The organism is Streptomyces glaucescens (genome assembly GCF_002154375.1).
Taxonomy (GTDB): domain Bacteria; phylum Actinomycetota; class Actinomycetes; order Streptomycetales; family Streptomycetaceae; genus Streptomyces; species Streptomyces glaucescens.
In genome coordinates this window covers 1-15,053 of the sequence record NZ_MUND01000305.1, presented here as the reverse complement: position 1 = coordinate 15,053, position 15,053 = coordinate 1, and the positions used below count along the sequence as shown (strand labels likewise).

Below are 15,053 nucleotides of genomic sequence, written 5' to 3'. Positions count from 1 at the left end.
GAACACCCCCCACCAGCACCCCACGAGCACCCCACCGAACACCTTCAGTCTTCGGAGGCACGTCATGCCCGTGCACAGATCCGGAACGACCCGGCGCCGGCGCCGTCTGACCGTCACCGGCATCCTGCTCGCCGCCTTCTCGCTCCTGCTCGCCGTCCCCTCGTCCGCCGCCGACGTGCCCGCCCGCGGCACCGCCCACATGGGCATGGGCGTACCGGCCCACGACGGTGTGCACGGCACGCCGACGCCCGGCGACGCCACCCAGACCGAAGGCGTGGACGTCAGCAGCCACCAGGGCAACGTCGCCTGGACGACCCTGTGGAACAGCGGCGTGAAGTGGGCCTATGTGAAGGCCACGGAAGGCACGTACTACAAGAACCCGTACTTCGCGCAGCAGTACACCGGCTCGTACGGCGTGGGCATGATCCGTGGCGCCTACCACTTCGCCACCCCCGACACCACCAGCGGCGCCACCCAGGCCAACTACTTCGTCGACAACGGAGGCGGCTGGTCCCGCGACGGCCGGACCCTCCCCGGCGCCCTCGACATCGAGTGGAACCCCTACGGCGCCGCCTGCTACGGCAAGACGCAGTCGGCGATGGTCACCTGGATCCGCGACTTCCTGAACACGTACAAGGCCCGCACCGGCCGCGACGCGGTCATCTACACCGCCACCAGCTGGTGGAAGCAGTGCACCGGCAACTACGGGGGCTTCGCCCAGTACAACCCGCTGTGGATCGCGCGCTACGCCTCCACGGTGGGCGAGCTGCCGGCCGGGTGGAGCTACTACACGATGTGGCAGTACACCTCCACCGGCCCGACCGTGGGCGACCACAACCGGTTCAACGGCGCGCTCGACCGGGTGCAGGCCCTGGCGTACGGCTGACACATAGGGGAAGGCCCGGACCTCCCTCACGGGGGCCGGGCCTTCCTCGTCCGGTGGCGTCCGTCACGCCGCCACCGGGACCTTGGGGCCGGCGGTGCTGGTCGCCGGGGCCAGGGCCAGTTCCAGGACCTGGCGGACGTCGGTGACGGCGTGGACGTCCAGCTTGTCCAGCACCTCGGCCGGGACGTCGTCCAGGTCGGGCTCGTTGCGCTTGGGGATGATCACCGTGGTGACGCCCGCCCGGTGGGCGGCGAGCAGCTTCTGCTTCACACCGCCGATCGGCAGCACCCGGCCGGTCAGCGAGACCTCGCCGGTCATCGCCACGTCCGTGCGGACCAGGCGGCCCGAGAGGAGGGACGCCAGTGCCGTCGTCATCGTGATGCCCGCGCTCGGCCCGTCCTTCGGGACCGCGCCCGCCGGGAAGTGGATGTGCACGCCCCGGTCCTTCAGGTCGGCGACCGGGAGCTCCAGCTCGGCGCCGTGCGAGCGGAGGAAGGACAGGGCGATCTGCGCGCTCTCCTTCATCACGTCGCCCAGCTGGCCGGTCAGCGTCAGGCCCGCCGCACCCGTCTCCGGGTCGGCCAGCGACGCCTCCACGTAGAGCACGTCACCGCCCGCGCCGGTCACCGCGAGGCCGGTCGCCACGCCCGGCACGGACGTCCGGCGCTCGGCCGGGTCCTGGGCCGACTCCGGCACGTGGTGCGGGCGCCCGATCAGCTCGCGCAGATCGGCGTCGGTGAGGGTGAACGGCAGTTCCCGTTCGCCCAGTTCGTGCTGGGCGGCGACCTTGCGCAGCAGCCGGGCGATGGACCGCTCCAGGGTGCGCACGCCCGCCTCGCGGGTGTACTCGCCGGCGAGCTTGCGCAGCGCGCTCTCGTCGACGGTCACCTCGTCCGCGCCGAGCCCGGCGCGCTCCAGCTGGCGCGGCACCAGGTGGTCACGGGCGATGACGACCTTCTCGTCCTCGGTGTAGCCGTCCAGCCGGACCAGCTCCATACGGTCCAGCAGGGCCTCCGGGATGGCTTCCAGGACGTTGGCCGTGGCGAGGAAGACGACGTCCGACAGATCGAGTTCGACCTCCAGGTAGTGGTCGCGGAAGGTGTGGTTCTGGGCCGGGTCGAGGACTTCGAGGAGCGCCGCGGCCGGGTCGCCGCGGAAGTCGGAGCCCACCTTGTCGATCTCGTCCAGCAGGACGACCGGGTTCATGGAACCGGCCTCCTTGATGGCGCGCACGATCCGGCCGGGCAGCGCGCCGACGTACGTACGGCGGTGGCCGCGGATCTCCGCCTCGTCGCGGACGCCGCCGAGGGCGACCCGGACGAACTTGCGGCCCATGGCGTGCGCGACGGACTCGCCGAGGCTGGTCTTGCCGACGCCGGGCGGGCCGACCAGGGCCAGCACGGCACCGCCGCGCCGTCCGCCGACGACACCGAGGCCGCGGTCGTTGCGCCGCTTGCGCACCGCCAGATACTCGGTGATGCGCTCCTTCACGTCCTCCAGACCGGCGTGCTCGGCGTCCAGGACCGCCTTGGCGCCCTGGATGTCGTACGCGTCCTCGGTCCGCTCGTTCCACGGCAGTTCCAGGACGGTGTCCAGCCAGGTGCGGATCCATGAGCCCTCGGGGGACTGGTCGGAGGCCCGCTCCAGCTTGTCGACCTCCTTCAGGGCGGCCTCGCGGACCTTCTCGGGCAGGTCGGCGGCCTCGACGCGGGCCCGGTAGTCGTCCGACTCCTCGCCCTCCTGCTCGCCGTTCAGCTCGCGCAGCTCCTTGCGGACGGCCTCCAGCTGACGGCGCAGCAGGAACTCGCGCTGCTGCTTGTCGACGCCCTCCTGGACGTCCTTGGCGATGGTCTCGGCGACCTCCTGCTCGGCGAGGTGGTCGCGCAGCTGCTGGGTGGCGAGCTTCAGACGGGCGACCGGGTCGGCGGTCTCCAGCAGCTCGACCTTCTGCTCGGTGGTGAGGAACGGGGAGTAACCGGAGTTGTCGGCGAGCGCGGAGACGTCGTCGATGGCCTGCACCCGGTCGACCACCTGCCAGGCGCCGCGCTTCTTCAGCCAGGCGGTGGCGAGGGCCTTGTACTCCTTGACCAGTTCGGTGACGTGCCCCGGCAGCGGCTCGGGCACGCTCTCGTCGAGGCGCGTCCCCTCGACCCACAGGGCGGCGCCCGGCCCGGTGGTCCCGGCGCCGATCTTCACCCGTCCGCGTCCGCGGATCAGGGCGCCCGGGTCGCCGTCGGCCAGCCGGCCGACCTGCTCGACGGTGCCGAGGACACCGGTGCTCGCGTAGGTGCCGTCGATGCGGGGGACCAGGAGCACCTTGGGCTTGCCCGGCTCCGACCGCGCGGCCGCCTGCGCGGCCTCCACCGCGGCCCGTACGTCCGTGTCGTTGAGGTCGAGCGGAACCACCATCCCGGGCAGCACGACCTCGTCATCGAGCGGCAGCACAGGCAGGGTGAGCGGTGTGAACGCCGTGGACTCAGCAGCCATGATCTCCCCTTCGGCAGTCAAGTTGAGTTATGCCGACTCAATGCGCGACGGGGCCCGAATGTTCCCAGGGCGTTGTTCGCTGTGAGCGATCACTGGCGGCGGGCGGTGTTCTCGCTGATGAGAGGGGGTGCGCCGGGAGCGGGGATCAGTCGGCCGGCGGCAGCTCCACCCGCACCACCGTGGCGTCGTCGTGCGTCTTGCTCCGGCCCAGGTACGCGCGGCTCTCCCGGTCGGCGCTCTCCAGGGCGCGGACGCGGTCGACCAGCCACTGGGCGCCGTTCTTGCGGACGGCGGTGTGCAGATCGGTCCAGTCGCCTTCGCGGAACCGCTCCGTCCAGCGGGCGGCGCCGTCGCTGAGGGCGGTCAGGGAGCGCACGTCCGCACGCGGCACCGCCCCGGTCACGGCGCGGGCGGCCACGGCGGGGTCGGCGGCCGCGGTGAAGAAGCCGCCCTCCCGGTTTCGGTAGCCGGCGTCGATCACGGCGTCGGAGACCAGTGCCTTACGCGGCAGGCGGGAGAGACGGTCGTCCAGGACGGGGGTGACCGCGCCGTCGGGGGACTCCAGGAGCAGGGCGGAGTCGGAGAGCACCAGATAGTCCACGGTCTCCTCGGTCCAGCGGGCCAGGACGACGGTTGCCTGAGGCGTCCGAGGGTGAGAAAGGTCACAGGTTGAGGCGTGGGCCTCGGAGGTACGTGCGATCGCGTGGGCCAGTGCGCCGGACAGCGGAACATCCGGGAGTGAAACGGTCAGTTCGGTCAGCGCCCCGCCCAGACGTGCGGTGTACCAGGGGACGGAATGCAGACAGCCGGTGTCGCCCCTCGGCGGAGTCACTCCGTCCAGGACGACCAGACAACCGCCCTGTCCGGAAGCGGGAAGCCCGACACTTGCGAAGTCCTCGTTGGGGCGCGTGGGATCACCGGGCACCGAGACAAGTTCCGTACGCATCCGGTCAGTCTGCACGAGCCCTTCACAAGGTCCGCGAAAGGCTGGCATCGGTCGCCGATCCGCCGAACTCCCGCAGGTCAGCAGCCGGGTTTGGGGGGGAATGGCGCACTCCGGCAAGGCGTGGCGGCGAATCCTGCCAAAGCCTGCCCCGGACGTCCAACCGGCGCGCCGCGCAAGGCGGTCGCACACGCCAGAGGAACTTGCCCGCCAACTCCGGTCCGATGTTCACTCCTTCGGGTGGCGGGTCAGGCGATGCACGCCCCCTGCCCACCGGCACTGGGAGGGTCGGGAACTGTACCGGGAGTACGCGCCAGTTGACGGAGCGTCACCCGGGTCCACGGGTACACGAGTCAGGAATGCGAGCACCGGTGCAGAAGAAGCGGCCTCGGCGCACAGGCAGGCAGACGGCCCCCGAGGGGGCAGCGGAGCACACTCCCGTCGGGAAGGGCCGCCCCACCCACGTACGCAACCGGCTGATCGTGGCCGTCGCCGTGGTGGCAGCCGCGATCGCCGGCGCGGGCGCCCCGTCCGTACTCGCCGCGACCGCGCAGGCGAGCGACACACAGGATCTGGTCACGCTCGCCGAGCGGACCCAGGACGCGCTGGCCCTCGCCCACGCGCTCGCCGACGAGCGCGACGAGGTGACGTCGTACGTCGCGGCCGGCCGCCCCAAGTCCAAGGCGCCCTCCGAGCAGCGCAGCGCGCGCGTCGACCGGCAGGTCGAGGAGATGCGCGGCGACACCGACACCCCGGGCGAGCTGCTGAGGGACCTGGACGCCATCGCGGCCGTCCGCAGAGCGGCGCTCACCGGGAAGAGCACCGCTCTCGAAGCCCACCAGGCGTACTCCGACGCCATCGCGGAACTCCACCGCCTCGCCGAGGACCTGGCCGAGCAGCTGCCGCCCCGCGCGGGCTCCGGCGCGTACGCCCTCGCCGAACTCGACTCCGCCGTCCAGCAGGCCGCCGCCACCCGCGGACTCCTGCTCGCCGCGCTCAGCGTGCCGCGCGGCACCGAGACGGTGATCGACCCCATCACCGGCCTGCCCACCACGGTCACGACCTCCTCCGAGGCCGACAGCAAGCAGCGCGCCGCGCTCTCCGCCGCCGCCCAGCAGGCCCGGCTGCGCTCCGACGCCGCCCTGGAGGACTTCCGCGAGACCGCCACCAAGGCCGCCCGCGCCTCCTACGACTCCACGGTCACCGGCCACGAGGTCAACTCCGCCGAGGAGTACCTGGCGAGCCTCACCGACCAGCCGACCCTCTCCGACGGCGAACTCGGCACCGACGCCGGGAAGCTGAACGCCGCGCTCTCCGCCCGCGTCGACGCCATGCGCGGTGTCGAGGCCGCGCTGTACGACCGCCGCACCACCGACCTGGAGCGGCTGCGCGACGACGACGTCACCGAGCTGGAGATCCGCATCGCGATCCTCGGCGCGCTGCTGCTGCTCGCCGTCGGTGTCGCCACCGCCATGGCGCGCTCCCTCACCCGCCCGCTCGCCGTGCTGCGCATCGGCTCCGCCCGGCTCGCCGAGGCCGCCGACCCGGCCGCCGAGGAACCGGTCAGGTTCACCGGCCGCAACGACGAGTTCGCCCGGGTGGTGCGCTCCGTCAACGCCCTGCACGCCCAGGCCGTGGCCCTGCACGAGCGGGTCGCCACCCTGGAGGCCGACCGCAAGCACCTGGTCGGACAGCGGCAGAAGATGGCGGACGCCCGCGAGGAACTGCGCGCGGAACTGGAGGAGTCGGCGGCCCAGCTGGAGCGGGTGCGCACCAGCATCGGCAGCACCTTCGTCAACCTGGCCCTGCGCACGCTCGGCCTGGTCGAACGCCAGCTCGCCGTCATCGAGCAGCTGGAGGAGCGCGAGCAGGACCCCGACCGGCTCGCCACCCTGTTCAAGCTCGACCACTTCGCCACCGTGATGCGCCGGCACAGCGAGAACCTGCTCGTCCTCGCCGGCACCGAGCACGTCCAGCAGAACCCCGGCCCGGTCCCGCTGGTCGACGTCGTCCGCGCCGCGGTCAGCGAGATCGAGCGGTACGAGCGGGTCCGTATCTCCGCGCTGCCGCCGCACGCGCACATCGCCGGGTTCGCCGCCGACGACCTCTCCCACCTGCTGGCCGAACTGATGGAGAACGCCACCTCGTTCTCCCCGCCCGACGTGCCCGTCGAGGTCTCCGGCTGGCTGCTGGAGAACGGCGAGGTCATGCTCTCCGTCCAGGACGGCGGCATCGGCATGACCGAGGAGCGGATGACCCGGCTCAACGCCCGGCTCGCCGACCTCGACCCCGACGCCGCGTACGACCACGAGGGCGAGGACGGGCTCGGACTCGGGCTGTACGTCGTCGCCCGGCTCGCCCACCGGCTCGGCGTCCGCGTCCAGCTGCGCGAGCAGAAGCAGGGCGGCGTCGCGGCGGTCGTCGTACTGCCGCAGCCGCTGCTCGCCGACGCCGCGTCGGCCGCCGTGCCCAGCGCCGCCCCGTCCCCGGACGGCACCCACACCTTCTCCCTGCCCGGCGCCGACGCCGAGGCCAACTCCAACGTGCTGCCCGGTCGCGCCAAGAACGACGACCCGCTGGTGGCGCTCGCGGAGAAGACCGTCGCCGAGCACGCCCAAGCCGAAGAGGCAGTGGCCGAGCAGGCCGAAGCCGAGCATGCAGCGGCGGAGCAGGCCGAAGCCGAGCAGGCCGGACGGGAGCGGGACGCCGCAACGAGCGCCGAGGCGGCCGAGGACGACTCCGCGTCCGGGACCGTCTCCGGGACCGAGCCGGCCGGACGTCCGCAGGAGCCGGCCGAGGCCGTGGTCCCGGAGTCCCCCTCCGAGACCACCATGGAGCTGCTGATCCCGGAGCCCCCGCGCGCGGAACGCACCGAAGCCGCCGACCACGCCGAAGGCACCGGCCACGCGGAACCCGCCCCGGCGGCCGACCGGCCCGCCGCGCCGGAGCCCGCGCCCGCGCGGCCCGACCCCGTACTGCCGGAGCCGGCGGCCCCCGCCGACCCGTACGCCATCGGCCCCGACACGCACGACCGCGCCCCCGACGAGGGCGAGGAACGGCTCACCGACAAGGGGCTGCCCAAGCGCACACCGAAGATCACCGCGCCGTCGACGACGCCCCGGCCGCGTGCCGGCGGTGTCGACGCGGACGCGCTGCGCCGCCGGCTGGGCGGCTTCCGCCGGGGGGCGGAGGCCGGTCGCCGCGATGTCGAGGCGGAGATCGCCGAGCACACGGCCCAGACCCCGGCACCCGGGGCACCCGCACCGCACCACCGCACGACCGCAGGACAGGCACACGCCGAAGAAGCCACGGGGGGCACAGTCGAGGAGGCAAGCAGTTGACCGCGCCCAGTACCTTCGGACTGAGCAGTGAGGCCCGCAATCTGCACTGGCTGCTGACCAACCTCGTCGAGGAGGTGCCCGGCATCCTCTCGGTGGCCGTGGTCTCCTCGGACGGTCTGCTGCTGCTCTCCTCGGACCCGGGCAGGAACGAGGCCGCCCGCCGGTCCCCGGCCGACGCCCCCACCGGTCCGCGCGGCTCCGCCGCCGACCTGGCCACCATCGTCTCCGGCATCGGCAGCCTCACCATCGGCGCCGCCCGGCTGCTGGATTTCGGCGGGGTGAAGCACACCATGATCGCGATGGACGAGGGCAGCCTGTTCGTCATGTCGATCAGCGACGGCTCGCTGCTCGGGGTGCACGGCTCCGCCGACTGCGACATGAGCGTGGTGGCCTACCACATGGCGCTCTTCGTCGGCCGCGCCGGCCATGTGCTGACCCCCGAACTGCGCAGCGAGCTGAGGAAATCCCTGGAGTCCGAGTCGACGGGGAGTGCCCGATGAGTGCCACACCGAAGTCACAGCTCCCGGTCCGCGGCGGCGACCGCAAGCCCGCCCGCGTCCGCCCCTACTCGCTCACCGGCGGCCGTACCCGCTTCGGGCACGTCCTGCTGGTCGAGACGTTCGTGGCCAGCACGGCCGCGCTGGACGCCGCCGAGGGGCGGAGGGAACTCACGAACGGTTCCCTCACCACCCGGGTGATGCCGGAGATGATGGCCATCGTCGAACTGTGCCGCCGGATGCGCACGGTGGCCGAGATCGCCGCGCTGCTGAAGATGCCGCTCGGCGTGGTCCGTGTGCTCCTGAGCGACCTCGCGGACCAGGGAAAGATCCGCGTGTACGGAACCGGTACCGGGCACGGCACGGGCCGCCCGAACCGCGCGCTGCTGGAAAGGGTGCTGAGTGGACTCCGTCGTCTCTGATGCCGCTCGTGGCGTCTCCCCGCTCGTCGACGTGGCCGAGCCCGACGAGGACCTGAAGTCCTGGCAGACGGACCGCACCCGGGCGCCCATCGCCACGAAGATCGTGGTGGCGGGCGGCTTCGGCGTCGGCAAGACCACGCTGGTCACCGCCGTCTCGGAGATCACCCCGCTGCAGACCGAGGCCCTGATGACCGAGGCCAGCGAGGAGACCGACGACCTCACCGCCACGCCCGGCAAGCTGACCACCACCGTGGCCATGGACTTCGGCCGCCTCACGCTCGACGACGACCTGGTGCTCTACCTGTTCGGCACGCCGGGCCAGCAGCGGTTCTGGTTCATGTGGGACGACCTGGTGCGCGGCGCGATCGGCGCGGTCGTGCTGGCCGACACCCGCCGCCTGAAGGACTGCTTCCCGGCGCTCGACTACTTCGAGAGCTGCGGGCTGCCGTACGTCGTCGCGGTCAACCACTTCGACGGCAGCGAGCTGTTCGATCCGGAGGACGTCCGCGAGGCCCTCACGATCCCGCCGCACATACCTGTCATGATCATGGATGCGCGACGCCGGATCTCGGTGATCGAGACCCTCCTGGCCCTCGTCGGCCACGCGCTCGACGAAACCCCCGAGTAGTCCCGACTAGGAGACAGCAACCGCATGCGGAAGATACTCGTCGTCGGAGCCGGCCAGTCCGGCCTCCAGCTCGCCCTCGGCCTCCAGTCGCACGGCTACGAGGTCACCCTGATGTCCAATCGGACCGCGGACGAGATCCGCTCCGGCCGGGTCATGTCGACGCAGTGCATGTTCCACACGGCACTGCAGCACGAGCGCGACCTCCAGCTGAACTTCTGGGAGTCCCAGGCCCCGAAGATCGAGGGACTCGGCGTCTCGGTGGCCGCCCCCGGCTCGCACGACCCGGGGCCGACACAGCGCGCGATCGACTGGGTGGGCAGGCTCGACGGGTTCGCGCAGTCGGTCGACCAGCGGGTGAAGATGGCCGGCTGGATGGAGACGTTCGCGCAGCGCGGCGGCCAGCTCGTCATCCACGGCGCGGCCGTCGGCGACCTCGACTACTTCTCCCGCGCCTACGACCTGGTGCTGGTCGCGGCCGGCAAGGGCGAGCTGGTGCAGATGTTCGCCCGCGACCCCGAGCGCTCCCCGTACACGGAGCCGCAGCGCGCCCTCGCCGTCGCCTACGTCCACGGCCTGGGCCCGCGCCCGGAGCACCCCGAGTTCGACGCGGTCCGCTGCAACCTGGTGCCCGGCGTCGGCGAACTGTTCGTCATGCCGACGTTCACCACCTCCGGCCGCGCCGACATCCTCTTCTGGGAGGGCATACCCGGCGGCCCGCTGGACGCGTTCAAGGGCGTCAAGGACCCGGCGGAACACCTCTCCCTGACCCTGGAACTCATGGAGAAGTTCACGCCCTGGGAGTACGCGCGGGCCACCAAGGTCGAACTGACCGACGCCGGCGGCACCCTCGCCGGGCGCTACGCCCCCACCGTGCGCAACCCCATCGGCCGGCTGCCCTCCGGCGGCCTGGTCCTCGGCGTGGCCGACGTGGTCGTCGCCAACGACCCGATCACCGGACAGGGCTCCAACTCGGCCGCCAAGTGCGCGGCCGCCTACCTCTCGGCCATCCTCGAACACGGAGACAAGCCGTTCGACGAGGAGTGGATGCGGGCCACCTTCGACCGCTACTGGGCCACGGCCCGGCACGTCACCAAGTGGACCAACACGATGCTCGCCCCGCCGCCGGAGCACGTCCTCAACCTCATCGGCGCCGCGGGCCAGCTCCAGCCGGTGGCGGACCGTTTCGCCAACGGCTTCAACGACCCGTCGGACTTCGAGAACTTCTTCTACGAGCCGCAGAAGACCGAGGGCTACCTGATGGAGGTCTCGGGCGCGGCGGGAGCGTAGTCCTCACGTGCCCCGTCCGGGCGGGCGTCGGGGCGCACCGCGCCCAGCACCGGGTTGTTCGCCAGCGGGGAGATCTCGATCTCCTCGCCGGTGCGCGGGGCGTGGACGACCTTGCCGTCGCCCGCGTACATCGCGACGTGGGTGGCCTCCGGGAAGTAGATCACCAGATCGCCAGGGCGCAGGTCCCTCAGCGGGATGCGGGGGAGTTCGGCCCACTGCTCCTGGCTGGTGCGGGGGATGGGGGTGCCCGCGTGGCCCCAGGCCTCGGAGGTCAGACCCGAGCAGTCGTAGGTCTCCGGGCCCTCCGCACCCCACTCGTACGGCTTGCCCAGCTGCCGCATGGCGTAGCCCAGGGCCCGGCCGCCCTCGTCGGACGGCTCGGGGTCCTCGGCGGCGAGCGCGCCCGAGGCCACCAGGTCCCGCTGCGCCTTCTCGATCCCCTTGTCCTCGAACTCGGCGAGCGCGGTCAGCTGCTCGGCGGTGAGGGAGGCCAGCAGTTCCTCGATGTCGCCGAGCCGCTCCCGCACGTCGTCCCGCTCCTCGCGCTGCCGCTCGGCGACGGCGAGTTGGGCGTCGAGCGCCGTGCGCGCCCGGCGGGCCAGTCCGTCCGCCTTGCGTTCGGTGCCGGTGAGGCGGCCCACCGTCTCGGCACGCTCGCGCGCCACCTGGCCGATCACATGCCCCTGGTCGAGGGCGCGCTGCGGATCACGGGCCAGGAGCAGGCGTACGTACGGCGAGAGCGCGGTGCTCGTGCTCTGGTACTGCTGCCGCGCGAGGCGGCCGGCCGCGCCCCGGCTGTCGTGCAGGGAGAGCCGGGCGCGGGCCAGCGCGCGGTCGAGCCGGGCGACCTCGGCGCGCCGCTCCTTCAGCTCCTCCGCGGTGGCGTTGTACGTCTCCGTCGCCCGCTCGGCCTCCCGGTACAGCCGCTGAAGGTCCGTCAGCAACTGGGAGAGCGTGCGGTCGCGGGGCGGCCCGGGCTCGGGAACGGCGGTCGCCGCCGGGCCGGGCGTGAGGGTGGCGCAGACCGTCACGGCCGCCGTACAGGCCAGCCGCAGAAACCTTCCTGACACGTCATCACCTCCGGTGCGGGGCGGAGTCTCCGCGCCGCACCGCGAGCATCCGGCGCCTGCGCGCGGGCCGCTCGCCGGGCGTGCTCGGGATGGCGTAACGCGTCACCCTTCGGCGTCGTCCCGGTTGCCGCCCGGCGTGGCGCCGGGACCGGCGGGCCGCGCCGGCTTCGACCACGGCCACCTCGGCCGGCCGCCGCCGGGCTCGCCCCCGGGGTCGTGGACGTACTTCCAGCGCTGGGTCAGCCGCCCCTGCCCGCGCGACACCCGGCGGTAGACCAGCACGGTCGGCGGTCCGCCCGCCGGGTCCGGGACGGGGATGCGGTACGTCTTGGGCGGGTGCCCGGTGATCCCCAGCAGCACGGGCAGCGTCCGGCCGTCCATCGGCCCGCCCTCGAAGGGGGTGTCTTCGCTCTTCACGGCACCAGTGTCAGCCATCCGCCGCGGCGAGGGCCGCCACCACGGCCGCGGCCTGGGCGTCCCGCGCGGCGGTCACCGACAGCACCGCCAGGAACTGGTCCACCAGCCAGTCCCGCAGCTCCCCGGCGGGCGGCTGCTTCTCCTCGTCCAGCCACATCAGGGAGGCCGCCTCCACGGCGGTGATCCACATCCGGACGGTCATCCGCAGCCGGGGGCCGGGGTCGTCGACCCCCAGGTGCCGGTAGATGTGCTCGGCCGCCGCCCGCCGTACGCCGTCCACGATGGCCGTCGTCCGGGAGGTCTCCACCACGCTGCCGCCCTGGAGCAGCGCGCTGAAGCCCGCGTCGTGCTCGTCGACGAAGGCGAGGTAGCGGTCCAGGGCCCGGGCCAGGCGGGGCAGCAGCGGGCCCTCGCGCGGCTCGTCGAAGCAGCCCCGCAGCGCCTCGGCGGCGGAGTGCAGGGCGGCCTCGTACAGCTGCTGCTTGCCGCCGGGGAAGTAGCGGTACACCAGCGGCCGGGAGACGCCGGCCGCCTCCGCCACGTCGTCCAGCGAGACGTCCTCGGGGGCCCGGTGCGCGAACAGGGAGAGCGCGGCGTCGAGCAGCTGACTGCGCCGTTCCTCGACGCTGAGCCGGCGGTAGGTGCGGGCGGGGGCCTGAGGGGTCATGACCGGCAGCGTAATGGCGTGCGCCGCCCTGGCCGGTGTGCGGGGGAACCCGGGTGGCCAGGGTGTCTCGGCGGGCGCGTGGTGTGCGCGGCCGGTCGCGCGGTTCCCCGCGCCCCTTCCGGGGCGCACCGGCCCTCAGGCCAGCAGCCCGGACGACTTCCACAGCCGCCGGCCGACGCCGCGCAGCACGCCGATGTCGTCGAGGAAGTCGGTCAGCCGCTTGGCGCCGGTCTGCATGATCTCCTTGCGGTGCCCGCTGGCCTTCACCTGCGCCATGGCCTCGCGCTTGTCCAGGCCCACGTTGGTGTACACCTCGGGGTTCACGAAGGCGACGGAGAAGACGCGGGCGAACTCGCCGGAGGTGACGCGGGTGAATTCCTGCGACCACTTCGGCGCGGTCACCATCTGGCGCCGCAGTTCCTCGCGGGCGTAGCGCACGTGGCGTGCCTCCTCCACGACGTGGATGCGCGTGACGCCGCGGATCAGCGGCTGCACGCGCTCGTCGGGGAAGGTCAGCCGCTGCATCCAGTCCAGGATCTCCTCGCCGAGCAGGGTCGCGGTGAAGGAGCCCGGCGTGGTGGAGATGGTCTTGAACAGCCGGCCGAGGTGCTGGTGGGTGCGGCTGACCGGGTACCAGGGGGTGTCACCCCGGGAGATCAGCCGGGCGAACATCTTCGAGTGCCGGCACTCGTCCTCGATCTCGGTGAGCGCGTACCGCACGTGCGCGCTCGTCGCCGCCTTGTCGTAGATGTGCCGCACGAGCAGCTGCATCAGGATGATCTCGAACCAGATGCCCAGCGAGGCGAGCGCCGCCGACTCGTGCCGGGACAGCGCGATCCGCTGCTCCTCGCTCATCCGCTTCCACAGCGGGGTGTCGTAGAGCGACACCAGCTCCGGCGGCCAGAACCACTTGCCCTCCTCGAAGGGGGCGTCCCAGTCGAGTTCCTTGTCCGGGTCGAAGGAGTGCTTGGCGGAAGAGTCGAGCAGCCGCTCGGCCACCTGCTCCCGGTCCTTGAGCAGGCCGAGCGCGTCGCGCAGCCCCTCGACCGCGTCGGCTTCCGTCAGGGTCGTCATGGCAGTCCCATCTCGTCGTACGGAGCGCTGTTCCGGTTACCCGTGGGTCACTGCTTATGAGACTGCTTGTCAGCAAGCTCGTCAATAGTTCGTGCGCGACTTGTTGACCGCGCGTCTACTACGCGGGAGCCTGCGGAACATGCCGACCTTCGACGTGTACACCACCACACCGGACGACCCCGGCTGGACGGTCCCCGCGACCGGCGCGGCACGCTTCGACTGGGAGTACGACGCCGGACGGGAGCGCCTGCTCGCCCTCTACCAGAAGGGCAAGGACAAACAGTGGGACGGCACCAAGCGCATCGACTGGGACCTGGAGGTCGACCCGTACGACCCCCTCGGCACCCCCGACGAGGCCTTGGCCCTGTACGGCACCAGGCACTGGGCGAAGCTCACCGCCAAGGACCGCGCGGACCTGCGCCGGCACTACGCCTCCTGGCAGTTCAGCCAGTTCCTGCACGGCGAGCAGGGCGCCATGATCTGCGCCGCGCGGATCGTCGAGTCCGTGCCCGACCTCGACGCCAAGTTCTACTCCGCCACCCAGACCATGGACGAGGCCCGGCACGCCGAGATCTACGGCCGCTTCCTGCACGAGAAGATCGGGCTCCTGTACCCGATCAACGACAACCTCCAGTCCCTCCTCGGCGACACCCTGCGCGACAGCCGCTGGGACATGCCCTACCTCGGGATGCAGGTGCTGATCGAAGGCCTGGCCCTGGCCGCCTTCGGCATGATCCGCGACACCACCGACAAACCGCTGCCCCAGCAGATCCTCGCCTACGTCATGCAGGACGAGGCCCGGCACGTGGCCTTCGGCCGCATGGCCCTGCGCGACTACTACAAGCAGCTCACCGACGCCGAACTGCGCGAACGCGAGGAGTTCGTCATCGAGGGCTGCTACCTCATGCGCGACCGCCTGCGCGGGGTCGAGGTCCTGGAGAACTTCGGCATCCCGAAGGCCGAGGCGGAGGAGTACAGCGAGCAGTCCGAGTTCCTCGCCCTCTTCCGTAAGCTCCTCTTCAGCCGCATCGTCCCCTGCGTCAAGGACATCGGCCTGTGGGGCAGACGCCTCCAGCAGGCTTACGTCGACCTCGGCGTCCTGGAACTCGGCGACTCCAGCCTGGACCTGCTGATGTCACAGGACGAGGAGATCGCCGAGAAACTGGACGCCCAGCGCTTCGCGGCGGAGGAACGGGCGCGGGCGGCGGAGGTGCGGCGCACGATCGAGGAGGGCGGCGCCCCGGACTGACCTCAGCGGGCCGTCCTGAGCACCGCCTCCATCACCGCCCTGGCGATGGGTGCCGCCACCCCGCCCCCGGTGATGTCCCCCCGGT

13 protein-coding genes are annotated in these 15,053 nt (G+C 72.2%); 7 read left to right on the top strand and 6 right to left on the bottom strand.

Annotated features, from left to right (window positions below; translation table 11 throughout):
* Window positions 1–64: 64 nt before the first annotated feature.
* The gene (locus tag CCN42_RS20390) at window positions 65–886 is read left to right on the top strand and encodes a lysozyme (protein ID WP_086167507.1); all 822 of its coding nucleotides are present in this window, start codon (window positions 65–67) and stop codon (window positions 884–886) included.
* Window positions 887–949: 63 nt separating this feature from the next.
* Here the strand turns inward: CCN42_RS20390 and lon are convergent, their stop codons facing one another.
* Together lon and CCN42_RS20380 are read right to left on the bottom strand one after the other, a co-directional pair.
* Entirely contained in the window at window positions 950–3,373 is a 2,424-nt protein-coding gene (lon, locus tag CCN42_RS20385) for an endopeptidase La (protein WP_086737635.1), read from the bottom strand.
* Between the two features lie 145 nt (window positions 3,374–3,518).
* Window positions 3,519–4,319, bottom strand: coding sequence for a protein phosphatase 2C domain-containing protein (locus tag CCN42_RS20380; RefSeq protein ID WP_086737633.1), 801 nt, complete (start codon window positions 4,317–4,319; stop codon window positions 3,519–3,521).
* Between the two features lie 356 nt (window positions 4,320–4,675).
* Here CCN42_RS20380 and CCN42_RS20375 point away from each other — a divergent pair, with 356 nt between their 5' ends.
* Genes CCN42_RS20375 through CCN42_RS20355 form a run of 5 tightly spaced genes read left to right on the top strand, consistent with a single transcriptional unit; the run spans window position 4,676 to window position 10,491 of the window.
* On the top strand, window positions 4,676–7,657 hold the full coding sequence (locus CCN42_RS20375) for a sensor histidine kinase (protein ID WP_086737631.1): 2,982 nt from the start codon (window positions 4,676–4,678) through the stop codon (window positions 7,655–7,657).
* Window positions 7,654–8,157, top strand: a complete 504-nt coding sequence (locus CCN42_RS20370) for a roadblock/LC7 domain-containing protein (RefSeq protein ID WP_086737629.1) — start codon at window positions 7,654–7,656, stop codon at window positions 8,155–8,157. Before CCN42_RS20375 ends, CCN42_RS20370 begins: the two co-directional genes overlap by 4 nt.
* Window positions 8,154–8,576 (top strand): DUF742 domain-containing protein, encoded by a 423-nt coding sequence (locus CCN42_RS20365; protein WP_086737628.1) that lies wholly within the window; start codon window positions 8,154–8,156, stop codon window positions 8,574–8,576. The genes CCN42_RS20370 and CCN42_RS20365 overlap by 4 nt, the downstream gene beginning before the upstream one ends.
* Window positions 8,557–9,204: a GTP-binding protein gene (locus CCN42_RS20360; protein ID WP_086167513.1), complete on the top strand. Its 648-nt coding sequence runs from the start codon at window positions 8,557–8,559 to the stop codon at window positions 9,202–9,204. Before CCN42_RS20365 ends, CCN42_RS20360 begins: the two co-directional genes overlap by 20 nt.
* A gap of 24 nt (window positions 9,205–9,228) precedes the next feature.
* Window positions 9,229–10,491, top strand: coding sequence for a styrene monooxygenase/indole monooxygenase family protein (locus CCN42_RS20355; RefSeq protein WP_086737626.1), 1,263 nt, complete (start codon window positions 9,229–9,231; stop codon window positions 10,489–10,491).
* Here the strand turns inward: CCN42_RS20355 and CCN42_RS20350 are convergent.
* The 4 genes from CCN42_RS20350 to CCN42_RS20335 form a co-directional block, all read right to left on the bottom strand.
* The gene (locus tag CCN42_RS20350; RefSeq protein ID WP_086737625.1) at window positions 10,455–11,561 is read right to left on the bottom strand and encodes a C40 family peptidase; all 1,107 of its coding nucleotides are present in this window, start codon (window positions 11,559–11,561) and stop codon (window positions 10,455–10,457) included. The genes CCN42_RS20355 and CCN42_RS20350 overlap by 37 nt on opposite strands.
* A 102-nt stretch (window positions 11,562–11,663) precedes the next feature.
* Window positions 11,664–11,978: a hypothetical protein gene (locus CCN42_RS20345; RefSeq protein ID WP_086737623.1), complete on the bottom strand. Its 315-nt coding sequence runs from the start codon at window positions 11,976–11,978 to the stop codon at window positions 11,664–11,666.
* Between the two features lie 10 nt (window positions 11,979–11,988).
* Window positions 11,989–12,645, bottom strand: coding sequence for a TetR/AcrR family transcriptional regulator (locus CCN42_RS20340; RefSeq protein ID WP_086737622.1), 657 nt, complete (start codon window positions 12,643–12,645; stop codon window positions 11,989–11,991).
* 135 nt (window positions 12,646–12,780) lie between these two features.
* Complete coding sequence (locus tag CCN42_RS20335; RefSeq protein ID WP_086737620.1) at window positions 12,781–13,719, bottom strand: AurF N-oxygenase family protein; 939 nt, start codon at window positions 13,717–13,719, stop codon at window positions 12,781–12,783.
* A 139-nt stretch (window positions 13,720–13,858) separates the two neighbouring features.
* On the opposite strand from CCN42_RS20335, the gene CCN42_RS20330 reads away from it, so the two are divergent.
* Complete coding sequence (locus CCN42_RS20330; RefSeq protein WP_086737618.1) at window positions 13,859–14,968, top strand: ferritin-like domain-containing protein; 1,110 nt, start codon at window positions 13,859–13,861, stop codon at window positions 14,966–14,968.
* Window positions 14,969–15,053 lie beyond the last annotated feature (85 nt).

Bases quoted from the DNA above. Each gene is read 5' to 3' on its own strand.
- CCN42_RS20390 (WP_086167507.1), top strand. From the start codon at position 65: ATGCCCGTGCACAGATCCGGAACGACCCGGCGCCGGCGCCGTCTGACC.
- lon (WP_086737635.1), bottom strand. From the start codon at position 3,373: ATGGCTGCTGAGTCCACGGCGTTCACACCGCTCACCCTGCCTGTGCTG.
- CCN42_RS20380 (WP_086737633.1), bottom strand. From the start codon at position 4,319: ATGCGTACGGAACTTGTCTCGGTGCCCGGTGATCCCACGCGCCCCAAC.
- CCN42_RS20375 (WP_086737631.1), top strand. From the start codon at position 4,676: ATGCGAGCACCGGTGCAGAAGAAGCGGCCTCGGCGCACAGGCAGGCAG.
- CCN42_RS20365 (WP_086737628.1), top strand. From the start codon at position 8,154: ATGAGTGCCACACCGAAGTCACAGCTCCCGGTCCGCGGCGGCGACCGC.
- CCN42_RS20355 (WP_086737626.1), top strand. From the start codon at position 9,229: ATGCGGAAGATACTCGTCGTCGGAGCCGGCCAGTCCGGCCTCCAGCTC.
- CCN42_RS20340 (WP_086737622.1), bottom strand. From the start codon at position 12,645: ATGACCCCTCAGGCCCCCGCCCGCACCTACCGCCGGCTCAGCGTCGAG.
- CCN42_RS20335 (WP_086737620.1), bottom strand. From the start codon at position 13,719: ATGACGACCCTGACGGAAGCCGACGCGGTCGAGGGGCTGCGCGACGCG.
- CCN42_RS20330 (WP_086737618.1), top strand. From the start codon at position 13,859: ATGCCGACCTTCGACGTGTACACCACCACACCGGACGACCCCGGCTGG.